Annotated in this window: 13 protein-coding genes; 2 read left to right on the forward strand and 11 right to left on the reverse strand. The window is 69.3% G+C overall.

What is annotated here, in order from left to right; genetic code table 11:
- Nucleotides 1-169 precede the first annotated feature (169 nt).
- On the reverse strand, nt 170-1,432 hold the full coding sequence (gene hisS / locus ACFYWS_RS21995; RefSeq protein ID WP_389279172.1) for a histidine--tRNA ligase: 1,263 nt from the start codon (nt 1,430-1,432) through the stop codon (nt 170-172).
- A 12-nt stretch (nt 1,433-1,444) separates the two neighbouring features.
- On the reverse strand, nt 1,445-2,155 hold the full coding sequence (locus ACFYWS_RS22000) for an MBL fold metallo-hydrolase (RefSeq protein WP_389279175.1): 711 nt from the start codon (nt 2,153-2,155) through the stop codon (nt 1,445-1,447).
- A gap of 142 nt (nt 2,156-2,297) precedes the next feature.
- Here ACFYWS_RS22000 and ACFYWS_RS22005 point away from each other — a divergent pair, with 142 nt between their 5' ends.
- Together ACFYWS_RS22005 and ACFYWS_RS22010 are read left to right on the forward strand one after the other, a co-directional pair.
- Entirely contained in the window at nt 2,298-3,077 is a 780-nt protein-coding gene (locus ACFYWS_RS22005) for a peptidylprolyl isomerase (protein ID WP_389279178.1), read from the forward strand.
- Between the two features lie 202 nt (nt 3,078-3,279).
- On the forward strand, nt 3,280-4,512 hold the full coding sequence (locus ACFYWS_RS22010) for a DUF349 domain-containing protein (RefSeq protein WP_389279181.1): 1,233 nt from the start codon (nt 3,280-3,282) through the stop codon (nt 4,510-4,512).
- 113 nt (nt 4,513-4,625) lie between these two features.
- On the opposite strand, the gene ACFYWS_RS22015 is transcribed toward ACFYWS_RS22010, so the two are convergent.
- The 9 genes from ACFYWS_RS22015 to ACFYWS_RS22055 all read right to left on the reverse strand — a co-directional run bounded on the left by ACFYWS_RS22015 (nt 4,626) and on the right by ACFYWS_RS22055 (nt 14,895).
- Nucleotides 4,626-7,151 carry a RelA/SpoT family protein gene (locus tag ACFYWS_RS22015; RefSeq protein WP_389279184.1) on the reverse strand — a complete coding sequence of 842 codons (2,526 nt, stop codon included), beginning with the start codon at nt 7,149-7,151 and terminating at the stop codon, nt 4,626-4,628.
- 170 nt (nt 7,152-7,321) lie between these two features.
- Entirely contained in the window at nt 7,322-7,861 is a 540-nt protein-coding gene (locus tag ACFYWS_RS22020) for an adenine phosphoribosyltransferase (RefSeq protein ID WP_389279187.1), read from the reverse strand.
- Nucleotides 7,862-8,015: 154 nt separating this feature from the next.
- A complete protein-coding gene (gene secF, locus ACFYWS_RS22025; protein WP_389279190.1) occupies nt 8,016-9,152 on the reverse strand; it encodes a protein translocase subunit SecF in 1,137 nt (378 codons plus the stop codon).
- A 1-nt stretch (nt 9,153) separates the two neighbouring features.
- Nucleotides 9,154-10,908: a protein translocase subunit SecD gene (gene secD / locus ACFYWS_RS22030; protein WP_389279193.1), complete on the reverse strand. Its 1,755-nt coding sequence runs from the start codon at nt 10,906-10,908 to the stop codon at nt 9,154-9,156.
- Nucleotides 10,909-11,048: 140 nt separating this feature from the next.
- A complete protein-coding gene (gene yajC / locus ACFYWS_RS22035; protein ID WP_389279196.1) occupies nt 11,049-11,561 on the reverse strand; it encodes a preprotein translocase subunit YajC in 513 nt (170 codons plus the stop codon).
- 164 nt (nt 11,562-11,725) lie between these two features.
- The gene (gene ruvB, locus ACFYWS_RS22040; RefSeq protein ID WP_389279198.1) at nt 11,726-12,805 is read right to left on the reverse strand and encodes a Holliday junction branch migration DNA helicase RuvB; all 1,080 of its coding nucleotides are present in this window, start codon (nt 12,803-12,805) and stop codon (nt 11,726-11,728) included.
- Nucleotides 12,806-12,852: 47 nt separating this feature from the next.
- The gene (gene ruvA, locus ACFYWS_RS22045) at nt 12,853-13,461 is read right to left on the reverse strand and encodes a Holliday junction branch migration protein RuvA (RefSeq protein WP_389279200.1); all 609 of its coding nucleotides are present in this window, start codon (nt 13,459-13,461) and stop codon (nt 12,853-12,855) included.
- Nucleotides 13,458-14,015, reverse strand: coding sequence for a crossover junction endodeoxyribonuclease RuvC (gene ruvC, locus ACFYWS_RS22050; RefSeq protein WP_389279202.1), 558 nt, complete (start codon nt 14,013-14,015; stop codon nt 13,458-13,460). Before ruvC ends, ruvA begins: the two co-directional genes overlap by 4 nt.
- Before the next feature lie 127 nt (nt 14,016-14,142).
- The gene (locus tag ACFYWS_RS22055; RefSeq protein WP_389279204.1) at nt 14,143-14,895 is read right to left on the reverse strand and encodes a YebC/PmpR family DNA-binding transcriptional regulator; all 753 of its coding nucleotides are present in this window, start codon (nt 14,893-14,895) and stop codon (nt 14,143-14,145) included.
- Nucleotides 14,896-14,900 lie beyond the last annotated feature (5 nt).

Raw genomic sequence — 14,900 nt, forward strand, 5'->3', positions numbered from 1 at the left:
GATCCGTAGGTGAGTACGCGAGTGGGTGCTGCGGTCGTCCTCATTCTGCCGCACCGGCCCCTGTGTCCACCGTTCGTTGGGCATAAGCGTGTACGCCCTCGGGGGCGAAAACGTTCGAGGCCCCGGAAGCGTGTTCCGGGGCCTCGAACATCAGGTGTGCAAATCTTGCCTACTTCAGCTTCGCGGTGAGCACGTTCACGATCTCGTCGACCGCGACGGCGTCCTGCTCGCCCGACTCCATGTCCTTGAGCTGCACGACGCCCTCGGCCAGATCCCGCTCACCGGCGACGAGCGTGAACCGCGCGCCCGACCGGTTGGCGTTCTTCATGGCGCCCTTGAGGCCCTTGCCGCCGAACGAGAAGTCCGCGGAGACGCCGGCCTTGCGCAGCTCGGTCACCTTGGCGAACAGCACGCGCCGCGCCTCGTCGCCGAGCGGCACCGCGAACACGCTGGTGGTGGCGGGCAGTTCGAGCGCGACGCCCTCCGCCTCCAGGGCCAGCACCGTACGGTCCACGCCGAGCGCCCAGCCGACCGACGGCAGCGAGGGGCCGCCGATCATCTCGGACAGGCCGTCGTAGCGGCCGCCGCCGCCGACCGCGGACTGCGATCCGAGACCGTCGTGGACGAACTCGAAGGTCGTACGCGTGTAGTAGTCCAGGCCGCGGACCAGCTTCTCGTCGTCCTCGAAGGCGACGCCCTCGGCGGTCAGCAGCTCGCGCACCTGCTCGTGGTACGCCTTGCAGGCGTCGCACAGGTAGTCGCGCAGCATCGGCGCGTCCGTGAGCTGCTTCTGCACGTCGGGCCGCTTGTCGTCGAGGACACGCAGCGGGTTGATGTCGGCGCGGCGCAGCGTCTCCTCGTCGAGGTCGAGGCCGCGCAGGAAGTCCTGGAGCGCGGCCCGGTAGACGGGGCGGCACTCCTTGTCGCCGAGCGAGTTGAGCAGGATGCGGAAGTCGCGCAGGCCCAGCGAGCGGTACGCCTGGTCGGCCAGGATGATCAACTCGGCGTCCAGGGCCGGGTCCTCGGCGCCGATCGCCTCGGCACCCACCTGGGAGAAGTGCCGGTAACGGCCCTTCTGGGGGCGCTCGTAGCGGTAGTACGAGCCCGAGTACCAGAGCTTGACCGGGAGGTTGCCCGCCTTGTGGAGGTTGGCCTCCAGGGCGGCGCGCAGCACGGACGCGGTGCCCTCGGGGCGCAGCGCGAGCCGGTCGCCGCCCTTGGTCTCGAAGGCGTACATCTCCTTGGTGACGATGTCGGTGGACTCGCCGACACCGCGCGCGAAGAGCTCGACGTTCTCAAAGCCGGGCGTCTCTACGTAGCCGTAGCCGGAGTTCCGCAGCGGGGCGGAGATCGCCTCACGGACCGCGAGATACGTCGCGGAGTCCGGCGGAAGCAGGTCGTAGGTGCCCTTGGGGGCCTGGAAGGTACTCACGGGAGGTTCTCGTCACATTCCTCGTCGGGGAGCCTCGGTGGAGGGTCCCTGGCCGGCGGCCACCTGCCGCAGATACGGGTTGGTGGCGCGCTCCTGGCCGATGGTCGTCTGGGAGCCGTGTCCGGACAGCACCACGGTCGAGTCGTCGAGCGGCAGGCACACGCGGCCCAGCGATTCGAGCATGTCGTCCATGGAGCCACCGGGAAGGTCGGTGCGTCCGATGGAGCCGGCGAAGAGCAGATCGCCCGAGAAGAAGACGGACGGGATGTCCGCCGCCTCGGGCATCTGGAAGGTCACCGACCCCTTGGTATGGCCCGGCGCGTGCGCGACGGTGAAGTCGAGCCCGGCGAGCTTCAGCCGCGCGCCGTCGGACAGCTCCCGCACGTCGTCCGGCTCCCCCACGGACAGCTCGCCCATCAGCGGCATGCCGATGGAGCGGCCGATGCCCTTCTCCGGGTCGCTCATCATGTAGCGGTCGTCGGGGTGGATCCAGGCCGGGACGTCGTGCGCCCCGCAGACCGGGACGACCGAGGCGACATGGTCGATGTGCCCGTGCGTGAGGACGACCGCCACCGGCTTGAGGCGGTGCTTCTCGAGCGCTTCCTCGACTCCTTGAGCGGCCTGGTGGCCGGGGTCGATGATCACGCACTCCTCACCCGCGGCGGGGGCAACCAGATAACAGTTGGTGCCCCAGGCTCCGGCGGGGAACCCGGCAATCAGCACGTTCGTCCTTCGTATGTCGTCGAATCGGAATGCGGCGGATCAGAGCCTACCGGCGCGGCCGATTCCACAGCGAACCCATATACGGTACGGGGCACTATCAGGGGCCCGAAGAAGGTCACGAGACGTACGAGGAGAAGACCCGGTGGTCAGCAAGGATCAGCGGCAGCGTCAGCTCGCCCGGGAGAAGTTCCTGCGCCAGCAGCAGCGGCGCGAGTCCGCTCGACGCAAGGCACGCACCCGCAACACCGTGATCGCCTCCGTGCTCGCGGTGGTCGTCCTGGGCACGGGCGGCGCGTACGCCGCCGGGGCCTTCAGCGGTGACGGCAAGAAGGACACCTCCGACGCGGCGGCGAGCCCGTCCGCCTCGCCGAGCAAGAAGGCGTCGGAGCCCAAGATGGCGATCGACAAGAAGGCCGCGTACGACATGGCCTTCAAGACGAGCGCCGGTGACATCACGGTCGCCATGGACGCGGCGAAGACCCCGCACACGGTGAACTCGTTCAAGCACCTCGCGGACAAGGGCTTCTTCGACGGGACGAAGTGCCACCGCCTCACGACGAAGGGCATCTACGTCCTTCAGTGCGGCGACCCCGAGGGCACCGGCGCGGGCGGCCCCGGCTACACGATTCCCGACGAAGGCCTGAGCGGACTCGGCAAGCCGGCCAAGGACGGCTCGGTGACCTACAAGGCGGGTACCGTCGCGATGGCGAACACGGGGCAGCCCGACTCCGGCGGCAGCCAGTTCTTCCTCGTCTACAAGGACAGCAAGCTGACGCCTACGTACACGCCTGTCGGCACGATGGACGCGAAGGGCCTCAAGGTCGTCCAGGACGTCGCCGCGAAGGGCGTCACCGGTGGCTCGGAGGACGGGGCGCCGAAGAAGGCCGTCAAGGTGAGCAAGGCGACGGTCACCAAGAAGTGAGGCCACAGGGCCGCCCCACGCGCGCGTAGGCACGGAATTGAGCCGCGCTGAGTGCGGACAGTGGGGTGGCCGGTCGCCTAGATTGGCTTCGAGCGGCGCGGATTCGAGCCGCGTTGTGGAGGGCGGGCCGGGCCCGCCAGGAAACTGTGGACGATGCCCAGGGGTGAGACACCCCGCGCAGGCATCATGTGGAGGAGGCGCTGTGAGCAGCGACCCGTGGGGCCGCGTCGACGAGACGGGGACCGTGTACGTGCGTTCGGCCGACGGCAGCGAGCGAGAGGTCGGTTCGTGGAAGGCGGGGTCTCCTGACGAGGCTCTGGCCTACTTCAAGCGCAAGTACGACGGCCTGGTCGTCGAGATCGGGCTCCTCGAACGCCGGGTGAAGACGACCGACCTGTCGTCCAAGGACGCCATGACGGCGATCGAGCACCTGCGCGAGCAGGTCACGGACGCCCACGCGATCGGTGACCTGGAAGCGCTCGGCAAGCGGCTCGACAAGCTGGTGGAGAGCGTCGAGGCCCGCCGCGAGGAGCGCAAGGTCCAGAAGGCCAAGCAGTCCGACGAGGCGCGGCACTCCAAGGAGGCGCTGGTCGTCGAGGCGGAGGAGCTGGCCCGGTCCGAGCAGTGGCGGGCGGCCGGCGAGCGGCTGCGCGCGCTGGTGGACACCTGGAAGGGGCTGCCGCGCCTTGACCGCAAGTCGGACGACGAGCTGTGGCACCGCTTCTCGCACGCCCGCTCGGCGTTCTCCAAGCGTCGCAAGGCCCACTTCGCGTCGCTGGACGCGCAGCGCGAGGAGGCCCGCAAGGCCAAGGAGAAGCTGGTCGCGGAGGCCGAGTCGCTGTCGAACTCGACGGACTGGGGCGCCACGGCGGCCCGTTACCGCGACCTGATGACGGACTGGAAGGCCGCGGGCCGCGCGCAGCGTGAGCACGAGGACGACCTGTGGAACCGCTTCCGCGGCGCCCAGGACGTCTTCTTCGCGGCCCGCAGCGCGGTGTTCGCCGAGCGCGACGCCGAGCAGGGCGAGAACCTCAAGCTCAAGGAGGTGCTCGCCGACGAGGCCGAGAAGCTGCTGCCGATCGGGGACCTGAAGTCGGCACGCGCCGCGTTCCGCTCGATCAACGAGCGGTGGGAGGCCATCGGTCACGTACCGCGGGACGCCCGCCCGAAGGTCGAGGGCCGGATGCACACCGTGGAGCGCGCCCTCCAGGAGTCCGAGGAAGCCGAGTGGCGTCGCACGAACCCGGAGGCACGCGCGCGTGCGGAGGGCCTCACCGGTCAGCTGCAGGCGGCGGTCGACAAGCTCACGGGTCAGATCGAGCAGGCTCGGGCGCAGGGCAACAACGCGAAGGCGGACAAGCTCCAGAGGGAGCTCGACGGCCGCCAGGCGCTGTTGGACCAGGCGGTGAAGGGGCTGCACGAGTTCGGAGGCTGAGCCTCCACTGCGGCCGGAACGAGAACGGCCCCCGAGCACTGTGCTCGGGGGCCGTTCTCATGCCACGGGGCTCCGCCCCGGACCCCGCTGCTCAATCGCCGCAGGGGCTGACATCACGGTCGGCGCGCCGACGTCACCCGGTACACGTCGTACACGCCCTCGACGCCCCGTACCGCCTTGAGGACATGGCCCAGGTGCTTCGGGTCGCCCATCTCGAACGTGAAGCGGGAGGTGGCCACCCGGTCGCGGGAGGTCTGCACCGCCGCGGACAGGATGTTCACGTGCTGGTCCGACAGGACCCGGGTCACGTCGGACAGGAGCCGCGAGCGGTCCAGCGCCTCGACCTGTATGGCGACCAGGAAGACGGACGACTGCGTGGGCGCCCACTCGACCTCGAGGATGCGCTCCGGCTCGCGGGACAGCGAGTCCACGTTGACGCAGTCGCTGCGGTGAACCGATACGCCGCTGCCGCGCGTGACGAAGCCGATGATCGGGTCACCGGGCACCGGCGTGCAGCAGCGCGCCAGCTTCACCCAGACGTCGTCGACGCCCTTGACCACCACGCCCGGGTCGGCGTTCGAACGGCGCTTGGAGCGGCCGCGCGAGGGCGGGGCGCTCTCCGCGATGTCCTCGTTGGCGGCCTCCTCGCCACCGAGGGCCTGCACGAGCTTCTGCACGACGGACTGCGCCGTGACGTGGCCCTCGCCTATGGCGGCGTACAGGGACGAGATGTCCGGGTAGCGCATCTCGTGCGCGAGCGTCACGAGCGAGTCGCCCGTCAGGATCCGCTGGATCGGCAGGTTCTGCTTGCGCATGGCGCGCGCGATGGCGTCCTTGCCCTGCTCGATGGCCTCCTCGCGGCGCTCCTTGGAGAACCAGGCCCGGATCTTGTTCCGCGCACGCGGCGACTTCACGAAGCCGAGCCAGTCGCGGGACGGGCCCGCGCCCTGCGCCTTGGAGGTGAAGATCTCCACCAAGTCGCCGTTGTCCAGCGTCGATTCGAGGGGTACGAGCCGCCCGTTGACCCGAGCTCCTATGGTCCGGTGGCCGACCTCCGTGTGGACCGCGTACGAGAAGTCCACCGGTGTCGCCCCGGCCGGGAGCGCTATGACGTCGCCCTTCGGCGTGAACACGAAGACCTCGTTGCGCGACAGGTCGAAGCGCAGGGACTCCAGGAACTCGCCCGGGTCCTCGGTCTCCTTCTGCCAGTCGAGCAGCTGGCGCAGCCACGCCATGTCGTTGAGGTGGTCGTCCTTGCCGCCCTTGCCGGAGGACTTGGGCACGTCGGTGCGCACCTTGGAGGCGCCGGCGGACGGCTCCTGCTTGTACTTCCAGTGCGCGGCGATGCCGTACTCGGCGCGGCGGTGCATGTCGAACGTACGGATCTGGAGCTCGACGGGCTTGCCGCTGGGGCCGATCACCGTCGTGTGCAGCGACTGGTACATGTTGAACTTGGGCATCGCGATGTAGTCCTTGAACCGGCCGGGGACCGGGTTCCATCGCGCGTGGACCGTGCCGAGGGCGGCGTAGCAGTCCCGCACCGTGTCGACGAGGACACGAATGCCCACCAGGTCATAGATCTCCGCGAAGTCACGGCCGCGGACGATCATCTTCTGGTAGACGCTGTAGTAGTGCTTCGGGCGGCCTGTGACGGTTGCCTTGATGCGGGCCGCGCGCAGGTCGGACTGCACCTCGTCGGTCACTATGGCCAGGTACTCGTCGCGCTTGGGCGCGCGCTCGGCCACGAGTCGCACGATCTCGTCGTACATCTTGGGGTAGAGGATCGCGAAGGCGAGGTCCTCCAGCTCCCACTTGATGGTGTTCATGCCCAGGCGGTGCGCCAGCGGAGCGTAGATCTCCAGCGTCTCGCGGGCCTTCTTCTCCTGCTTCTCGCGCTTGAGGTAGCGCATGGTGCGCATGTTGTGCAGGCGGTCGGCGAGCTTGATGACCAGGACACGCGGGTCCTTGGCCATCGCGACGACCATCTTGCGCACCGTCTCGGCCTGCGCGGCCTCGCCGAACTTGACCTTGTCCAGCTTGGTGACGCCGTCGACGAGCAGGGCGACCTGGTCGCCGAAGTCGCGCTTGAGGGTGTCCAGGCCGTACTCGGTGTCCTCGACCGTGTCGTGCAGCAGGCCCGCCATCAGCGTCGCCGGGTCCATGCCGAGCTCGGCGAGGATCGTCGTCACCGCGAGCGGGTGCGTGATGTACGGGTCGCCGCTCTTGCGCTTCTGGCCGCGGTGCCAGCGCTCGGCGACCTGGTAGGCGCGCTCGACCTGGCGCAGCGTGGACGTCTCGATCTTCGGGTCGTTGCTGCGCACTATCCGCAGCAGCGGCTCCAGGACCGGGTTGTACGGGTTCGAGCGCTGTACGCCGAGGCGGGCCAGGCGGGCGCGGACGCGGTTGGAGGAGCCGGAGCGCGCGGCCGGCTGGTTCGTGGCCGCACGGATCGCCGGCGGGGGTGTGGCACGCGGCTGGTTGGCGGGGGGCTTGGTGCGCGGCTGCTGGGCCGCCGTGCCGCCCGGCGGCGCAGGCTTCGCCGTCTTCGCGTCCTTCTCGGGCGTGCCGGAAGGAGCCGCGGCACGAGTGGCCTGTTCGTCATGCGTAGCGGCGGAGAGTGGCTTGGCCTCGTCTGGCAACGGCGCTCCTCTTGCGCGACGGGTCCCCCGTTCAGGTCCCGGAGAGCCCATGGTATCGATCCGGCGCCCTCGGCTCGCCCCGGGCCGCTGGGACGCCTTCGTACCGGTGAAACACCAGAGGCGGGCACCGGATTCCTCCGGGCCCGCCGAAAAGGCTGTGACCTGCGGCTTTACACCACGAGCAGGGCATCGAGCGGCGCACCCTGAAGCGCGGATTCCAGTCGCCCGCGGCCGGGCAGAAAACCCAGCTCCATGAGGACGGCGCAGCCCGCGACCTCGGCTCCGGCACGGCGGATCAGATGCACCGCGGCCTCGGCGGTGCCGCCGGTGGCAAGGACGTCGTCGATCACCATGACGCGGTCGTCGGCACCGAGGTCCTCGGCGTGCACCTCGATCTCGGCGGAGCCGTACTCCAGGTCGTACGACTGCGCGAGCGTCGCGCCGGGGAGCTTGCCCGCCTTGCGTACGGGGATGAAACCGAGGCCCGCACGGATCGCGACGGGGGCGCCCAGGATGAAGCCGCGCGCCTCCAGGCCGACGATCTTCGTGGCGCCGTGGCGGACGCAGAGCTCCGCGAGCGTGTCGGTGAGCGCCGTGAAGGCCGCCGGGTCCGCGAGCAGCGGGGTGATGTCCTTGAACAGGACGCCGGGCTCCGGATAGTCCTGCACATCGCGGATGCGGCTGAGGAGCAGCTCCTTGATGTCGGTCATTTCTGCACCTCAGCGAGTATATGAAGAGTTTTCCGGGAGATTCGACCGCTTCGCGGCAACCGCCAACCCTAGCAGTCACCACTGGCGACGAACGCCAAGGGCGCCAGGGCCTCGAAGGCTCCTGGCGCCCTTGTGACGACCGTGAAGGTCCCGCTCAGCGGCGCTTGCCCGAGGGGCGGCCGCGGCCGCGGTTACGGGACGGCTGGCTGCGCGGTCCCGAAGCGGCGGGGCCCGCGCCCGCGGGGGCGGCGTCCTGCGGCTCGGCATCCGGGGTGAGCGAGCCGTCGGCCTGCTGGCCCACGACGGTCGCGTCGGCCTTCGCCGCGGCGGCGGCCCGCTTGGCGAGCACCCGCTTCTTGAGCGCCTTCATCTTCGGGTCGCGCTCCTTGAGGTCGGCGACCAGCGGAGTGGCGATGAAGATCGACGAGTACGCACCGGCGGCGAGGCCCACGAAGAGCGACAGCGAGATGTCGTTCAGCATGCCCGCGCCGAGGAAGCCACCGCCGATGAACAGCAGACCGCCGACCGGGAGGAGCGCCACGACCGTGGTGTTGATCGAGCGGACCAGGGTGCTGTTGATCGACCGGTTGGCGACCTCGCTGTACGTGAAGCGGGTCTGTTTCTCCAGGCCCTTCGTCTGTTCCTTGAGCGAGTCGAAGACGACGACCGTGTCGTAGAGCGAATAACCAAGGATCGTCAACAGACCGATCACCGTGCCCTGCGTGACCTCGAAGCCCACGAGGGCGTAGATCCCGACGGTGATCGTGATGTCGTGGATGAGCGCGACGAGTGCCGCGACCGCCATCCGCCACTCGAAGGCGATCGCCAGATAGATCACGACGAGGACCATGAAGATGGCCAGGCCCTGCCACGCCTTGTTGGCGATCGAGGCGCCCCAACTGGGGCCCACCAGGTCGGCGTTGATGTCCTCCGCGGGGATGTCCATGTCCTTGGACAGCTCCGACTTGATCTGGTCCGACTTGGCGGTGTCGACGCCCGCGACCTGGATGCGCAGTCCGCCCGAGCCGAGCTCCTGGACGATCGCCTCGTGCCCCGAGGCCTCCGCGGCGTACTCCTCGGCCTTCTGGGCCGAGACGCTGGTCTTGGGCGTCGTGAAGATCGCGCCGCCCTCGAACTCGATGCCCATGTTCAGGCCGCGCACCCCGAGGCCGACGACGGCCGCGATGGTGATGAGGATCGAGACGCCGTACCAGATCATTCGCTTGCCGATGAAGTCGTAACCGACCTCACCGCGGTACAGCCTGGCGCCGAGATTGCCCAGCTTCGACATCTCACGCCTCCTTCGGGTCGACAGGGCGGGTGGCGCGGCGGGTGCGGCGCAGCGGGGGCTGCACGCCGAGGCGCTTCGGGTCGAGGCCGGACCACTTGTGCCCGCCCGTGAAGAACTTCGTACGGGCCAGGAGCGTCATCAGCGGCTTCGTGAAGAGGAAGACCACGACGATGTCGAGCAGCGTGGTGAGGCCGAGCGTGAACGCGAAGCCCTGCACCTTGCCGACGGTCACGATGTAGAGCACCGCGGCCGCGAGGAACGACACGAAGTCGGAGACCAGGATGGTGCGCCGGGCCCGCGGCCAGGCGCGCTCCACCGCCGGACGCACGGAGCGTCCCTCTCTGATCTCGTCCCGGATTCGCTCGAAGTACACGATGAACGAGTCCGCGGTGATACCGATGGCCACGATGGCACCACAGACGGCCGGCAGGTTCAGCGCGAAGCCGATGGCCGGGCCGAGCAGCGTCATCAGGGTGTACGTGAGGATGCCGGAGGTGAGCAGCGAGGCGAGGGCGACGATCGACAGACCGCGGTAGTAGACCACCAGGTAGATGATGACCAGCGCGAGGCCGATGGCGCCCGCGATCAGACCCGCGTCGAGCTGCTCACCGCCGAGCGCGGCGGTCACCGAGGTGACGCTCTGCTCGTGGAAGGTCAGCGGCAGGGCGCCGTAGGACAGCACGTTCGCGAGGTCCTGGGCGGACTCCTGGGTGAAGGAGCCGGAGATCTCGGCGTTCTGGCTGAGGGTGGAGCTGACGCTGGGGGCGGAGACCACGTCGCCGTCGAGCACGATGGCGAACTGGTTCATCGGCGACTGCTGGCTCTTGAGCTTGCTGGTCGTCGCGGCGAACTTCTTCGAGCCGCTGCCCGTGAACTCCATGTTCACGACCCACTGGCCGGACTGCTGGTTGATGGTCGCCTGGGACTTCTTGACGTCCTTGCCGCCCACCTCGGACGGGCCGAGGACGTACTTCTGCCACTGCCCCTGGCTCTGACCGCAGGCAATGATCGGGTCGGAGGACTTCGCGCCTTCGTTGATCTTGGTGCGGGCGGCCTTGTCCGTGCAGTCGAGCTGCATGAACTTCTTCTGCAGCGCGGCGGTCGCCGGGTCGGTGCTGGCGCTCGGGGTCGCCTGCGCGTCGTCCCCGCTCTTCGCGGAGGCGCTCGGCGTCGCGTCGGCCTTGAGGCTGTCGGTGACGGCGCGGCCCTGCGTCGTGGCGCTCGGGGACGGCGTGACCGTCGACTTGTCGGTCGCCTTGTCCGAGCCGGTGGTCTTGTCGGTCGCCTTGTCGCCGGTCGAGGCGCTCGGGGACGGGGTGGCCGACTTGTCACCCTTGCCGGCCGGCTGGCCGGCGGTCATCGTGAGCACCGGACGGAAGTAGAGCTGAGCGGTCGTACCGACCTGCTCGCGAGCCTGCTTCTCGTTCGTCCCTCGCGGGATGTTGACGATGATGTTGCTCTTGCCCTGCGTCTGGACCTCGGCCTCGGAGACACCCATGCCGTTGACACGGCGGTTGATGATGTCCGCCGCCGTGTCCATGTTGGTCTTGTTGATCGCGTTGGGCTTGCCCGGCTCGTTCTTGGCCTCCAGCGTGATGCTGGTGCCGCCCGCGAGGTCGATGCCAAGGCGCGGAGTGAACGTGCCGGAGGCGAACATCCCCCCGACGAGCGCGACCATGATGATCACGATCAGGCCCAGGGCGCGTCCCGGCTTCGACTGGGCACCTGCCCCTCGGCTCTTGCTAGGTGTGGCCACCTTCTCGTACTCCCTCTCCATCCGCCCGGCATCGGGGTTGGGTGCCCGGACGGCCATGAAATGGTCGAGAGTCCGCGCGGGTCACGCACGAACAGGAACCGCGGGGCACATCGAGCGGTCGCCCCACGGTTCCGGCCGTACTACTTCGCGTCGGACTCGCCGTCGGTCTTCTTCGCCTCGGCGCTGTCGGCCTTCTCGGCCTTCTCAGCCGTCTCAGCCTTCTCGGCCTCGGCGTCGTCGGCAGGCTCGTCCTTCTTGCCGAGGTCGATACGCGAGTCGTCCGCGGCGGCGGTCTCGTCGGTCTCGGTGAGGGAGGACGCGTCGTCCGGCACGACGGCGTCGTTGGTCAGTTCATCATCACCAACGACTTCCTCGCCGTGGACGATGCGGTTGTACTCGTCATCGGTGAGCACGGCACCGATGGAGTTCTTCGCGAACATGAGGTGGACCCCGGGACCGGCGTCGAGAAGGACCGCGTCCTCGTGGACCTCCTTGACCGTGGCGTACATGCCCCCGATCGTGCGGACGCCGGAACCGGGCTGCATCTCATTGCGCATATTCGCGGCCTGCTGCTGCTTCTTCTTGGCAGACCGGGTCATCAGGAACATGGCCCCGATGAGCACGATGAACGGGAGGAGGGTCACGAGACTCACGGGTAGGAACTTCCTTCATTCGGCCGTGTCGAAATGCGGCCGCATCGATGATGGGGTATTACGCCGCCGCAAAGGCGACGTCGGCGGAGTCTAAGCGAGTCCGCACGGTGGGAACAACGCTCAGCATGGCACCGGGGTTCCAGCCCCGGCGAGTACGCGCGCCGTCATGCCCCGAACAGGCCGTGTTGTCCGCCCGCCCCAGGTCTCCCTTGGGGTGCGGCGAGTCCCAGGTGGGCCCACGCGGCGGGAGTCGCCACGCGTCCCCGGGGGGTGCGCGCCAGCAGTCCCTCTCTGACGAGGAAGGGCTCGGCGACCTCTTCCACCGTCTCACGCTCCTCCCCCACGGCGACGGCAAGTGTCGAAAGTCCCACAGGGCCCCCGCTGAACAGCTTGAGCAGGGCCTCCAGCACGGCGCGGTCCAGACGGTCGAGGCCGCGGCCGTCCACCTCGTAGACGCCGAGCGCGGCGGAGGCGATGTCCCTGTCGATCCGGCCGTCGGCCTTGACCTGCGCATAGTCGCGTACGCGGCGCAGCAGGCGGTTGGCGATGCGGGGGGTGCCGCGGGAGCGCCCGGCGATCTCGGCCGCACCCACCGTGTCGATCTCCACATCGAGGAGGCTCGCCGAGCGGTGGATCACCCGCTCGAGCTCGGGGGGCCCGTAGAACTCCATGTGCGCGGTGAAGCCGAAACGGTCGCGCAGCGGCGGCGGCAGCAGCCCCGCGCGCGTGGTCGCCCCGACGAGGGTGAAGGGCGGCAGTTCCAGCGGGATGGCGGTGGCGCCGGGGCCCTTGCCGACGATGACGTCGACCCGGAAGTCCTCCATCGCCATGTAGAGCATCTCCTCGGCGGGCCGCGACATCCGGTGGATCTCGTCGAGGAAGAGGACCTCGCCCTCCTGGAGCGAGGAGAGGATCGCCGCGAGGTCGCCCGCGTGCTGGATCGCGGGGCCGGAGGTGATGCGGATCGGGGCGCCCATCTCGGCCGCGATGATCATGGAGAGGGTGGTCTTGCCGAGGCCGGGAGCGCCGGAGAGCAGGACGTGGTCGGCGGTGGCGCCACGCGCGCGGGCGGCACGCAGCACCAGGTCGAGCTGCTCCCTGACCTTCTCCTGGCCGATGAACTCGCCCAGGTCCTTGGGGCGCAGGGCGGCCTCGACCGCCTGGTCCTCCGTGTCGGCGGACGCACCTACGAGCCGGTCGGCCTGCGGCGTCGCGGCGTCGTCGGTGGTCTCGTCCCAGTTCATGTGTGGTGCCTCGCGTTACGGGTGGGGGTGGGTGGTGGGCCGGTCGGCTAGCGGGTGCGGTTCAGAGTCTGCAGGGCCGCCTTCAGGAGCCGGCCCACCTGCGGCGTGCCCTCCGCCTCGGCCTGCGGGGCGACCGCGTCGACCGCCTCGTCGGCCTCGCGGGTGGCGTAGCCGAGGCCGATCAGCGCGGCGTGCAGCTGTTCGCGCCAGCCGCTGGTGACGGCCGTGCCAATGGCCGGGCCGCCCGTACCGAGGGGTTCGCCGAGCCGGTCCTTCAGTTCGAGGAGCAGCTTCTGGGCGCCCTTCTTGCCGATGCCCGGGACGGCCGTGAGCGACTTCTCGTCGCCCGTGGAGACGGCTCTGCGCAGCGCGTCCGGGCTGTGCACGGCGAGCATCGCCTGGGCAAGGCGCGGACCGACGCCGCTCGCCGTCTGCAGCAGCTCGAACGTCTGCTTCTCGTCGTCGTCCGCGAAGCCGTACAGGGTGAGCGAGTCCTCGCGCACGACGAGGGAGGCGGCGAGCTTGGTCTGCTGGCCGATACGCAGCGTGGACAGCGTGTTCGGCGTGCACTGGAGGGACATGCCGATACCGCCCACCTCGACCACCGCGGCGTCGGGGGCGAGGGCGGCGACGGGGCCGCTGACGAAGGCGATCATGCGGTACGGCCTTTCGGTGCGTATGAGGGCTGTGCTGCCTTGGCCGCGTGCTGGGCCACGGCCTGCTGGAGTCGGTTCTGCGCGGGGGCGCGCCAGATGTGGCAGATGGCGAGGGCGAGGGCGTCGGCCGCGTCGGCCGGCTTCGGCGGGGCGTCGAGCCTCAGCAGGCGCGTCACCATGGCGCCCACCTGTGCCTTGTCGGCGCGGCCCGTGCCGGTGACGGCGGCCTTGACCTCGCTGGGCGTGTGCAGCGCCACGGGGATGCCGCGGCGCGAGGCGCACAGCATGGCGACGGCGCTGGCCTGGGCGGTGCCCATCACCGTACTGACGTTGTGCTGGCTGAACACCCGCTCCACGGCGAGGACTTCGGGCCGGTGCTCGTCGAGCCACTGCTCGATGCCCTGCTCGATGGCGACGAGGCGGTGCCCCAACTCGGCGTCCGCAGGCGTGCGTACGACACCGACGCCGCGCATCGTCAGCGGCCGTCCCGCGATTCCCTCGACCACGCCGACACCGCAGCGGGTGAGCCCTGGGTCGACTCCCAGTACACGCATGCGCGCCCCCTCCCGACCGCGAGTGATCTTCGAACGTCCTCCAGGCTATCCGCTGCCACCGACAACGACGGCGGGCCGGGGAGACGTGTCTCCCCGGCCCGCCGCTGTGGTGCGTGCGCGGCAGCGCCTACGCGTCGACCTTCTCCATGACCTCGTCGGAGACGTCGAAGTTGGCGAAGACGTTCTGCACGTCGTCGCTGTCCTCGAGCGCGTCGATCAGCTTGAAGATCTTGCGCGCGCCGTCCTCGTCCAGCTCGACCTGCATGGTCGGGACGAAGTTGGCGTCGGCCGAGTCGTAGTCGATCCCGGCCTCCTGGAGCGCGGTGCGGACCGCGACCAGGTCGGTGGCCTCGGAGAGCACCTCGAAGGACTCGCCCAGGTCGTTGACCTCCTCGGCGCCCGCGTCGAGCACGGCACCCAGGACATCGTCCTCGGACAGCTCGGCCTTGGGCACGACCACGACCCCCTTGCGGTTGAACAGGTACGACACGGAACCCGGGTCGGCCATGTTGCCGCCGTTGCGGGTCATCGCCACGCGCACGTCGGAGGCGGCGCGGTTGCGGTTGTCGGTGAGGCACTCGATGAGCACCGCGACGCCGTTCGGCCCGTAGCCCTCGTACATGATCGTCTCGTAGTCGGCGCCGCCGGCCTCGAGGCCGCCGCCGCGCTTGACCGCGGAGTCGATGTTCTTGTTCGGGACTGAGCTCTTCTTGGCCTTCTGGATGGCGTCGACAAGCGTCGGGTTTCCATCGGGGTCGATGCCGCCGGAGCGCGCCGCAACCTCGATGTTCTTGATCAGCTTCGCGAAGAGCTTGCCGCGCTTGGCATCAACCACGGCCTTCTTGTGCTTCGTCGTAGCCCATTTAGAGTGGCCGGACATCTGCC

The sequence above is a fragment of the Streptomyces sp. NPDC002795 genome (assembly GCF_042888725.1).
GTDB lineage: Bacteria > Actinomycetota > Actinomycetes > Streptomycetales > Streptomycetaceae > Streptomyces.

Coding starts and splice junctions, on each gene's coding strand:
- ACFYWS_RS22055 (WP_389279204.1), bottom strand. CDS start 14,895: ATGTCCGGCCACTCTAAATGGGCTACGACGAAGCACAAGAAGGCCGTG.
- secF (WP_389279190.1), bottom strand. CDS start 9,152: ATGTCGAAGCTGGGCAATCTCGGCGCCAGGCTGTACCGCGGTGAGGTC.
- ACFYWS_RS22020 (WP_389279187.1), bottom strand. CDS start 7,861: ATGACCGACATCAAGGAGCTGCTCCTCAGCCGCATCCGCGATGTGCAG.
- ruvB (WP_389279198.1), bottom strand. CDS start 12,805: ATGAACTGGGACGAGACCACCGACGACGCCGCGACGCCGCAGGCCGAC.
- ruvA (WP_389279200.1), bottom strand. CDS start 13,461: ATGATCGCCTTCGTCAGCGGCCCCGTCGCCGCCCTCGCCCCCGACGCC.
- ruvC (WP_389279202.1), bottom strand. CDS start 14,015: ATGCGTGTACTGGGAGTCGACCCAGGGCTCACCCGCTGCGGTGTCGGC.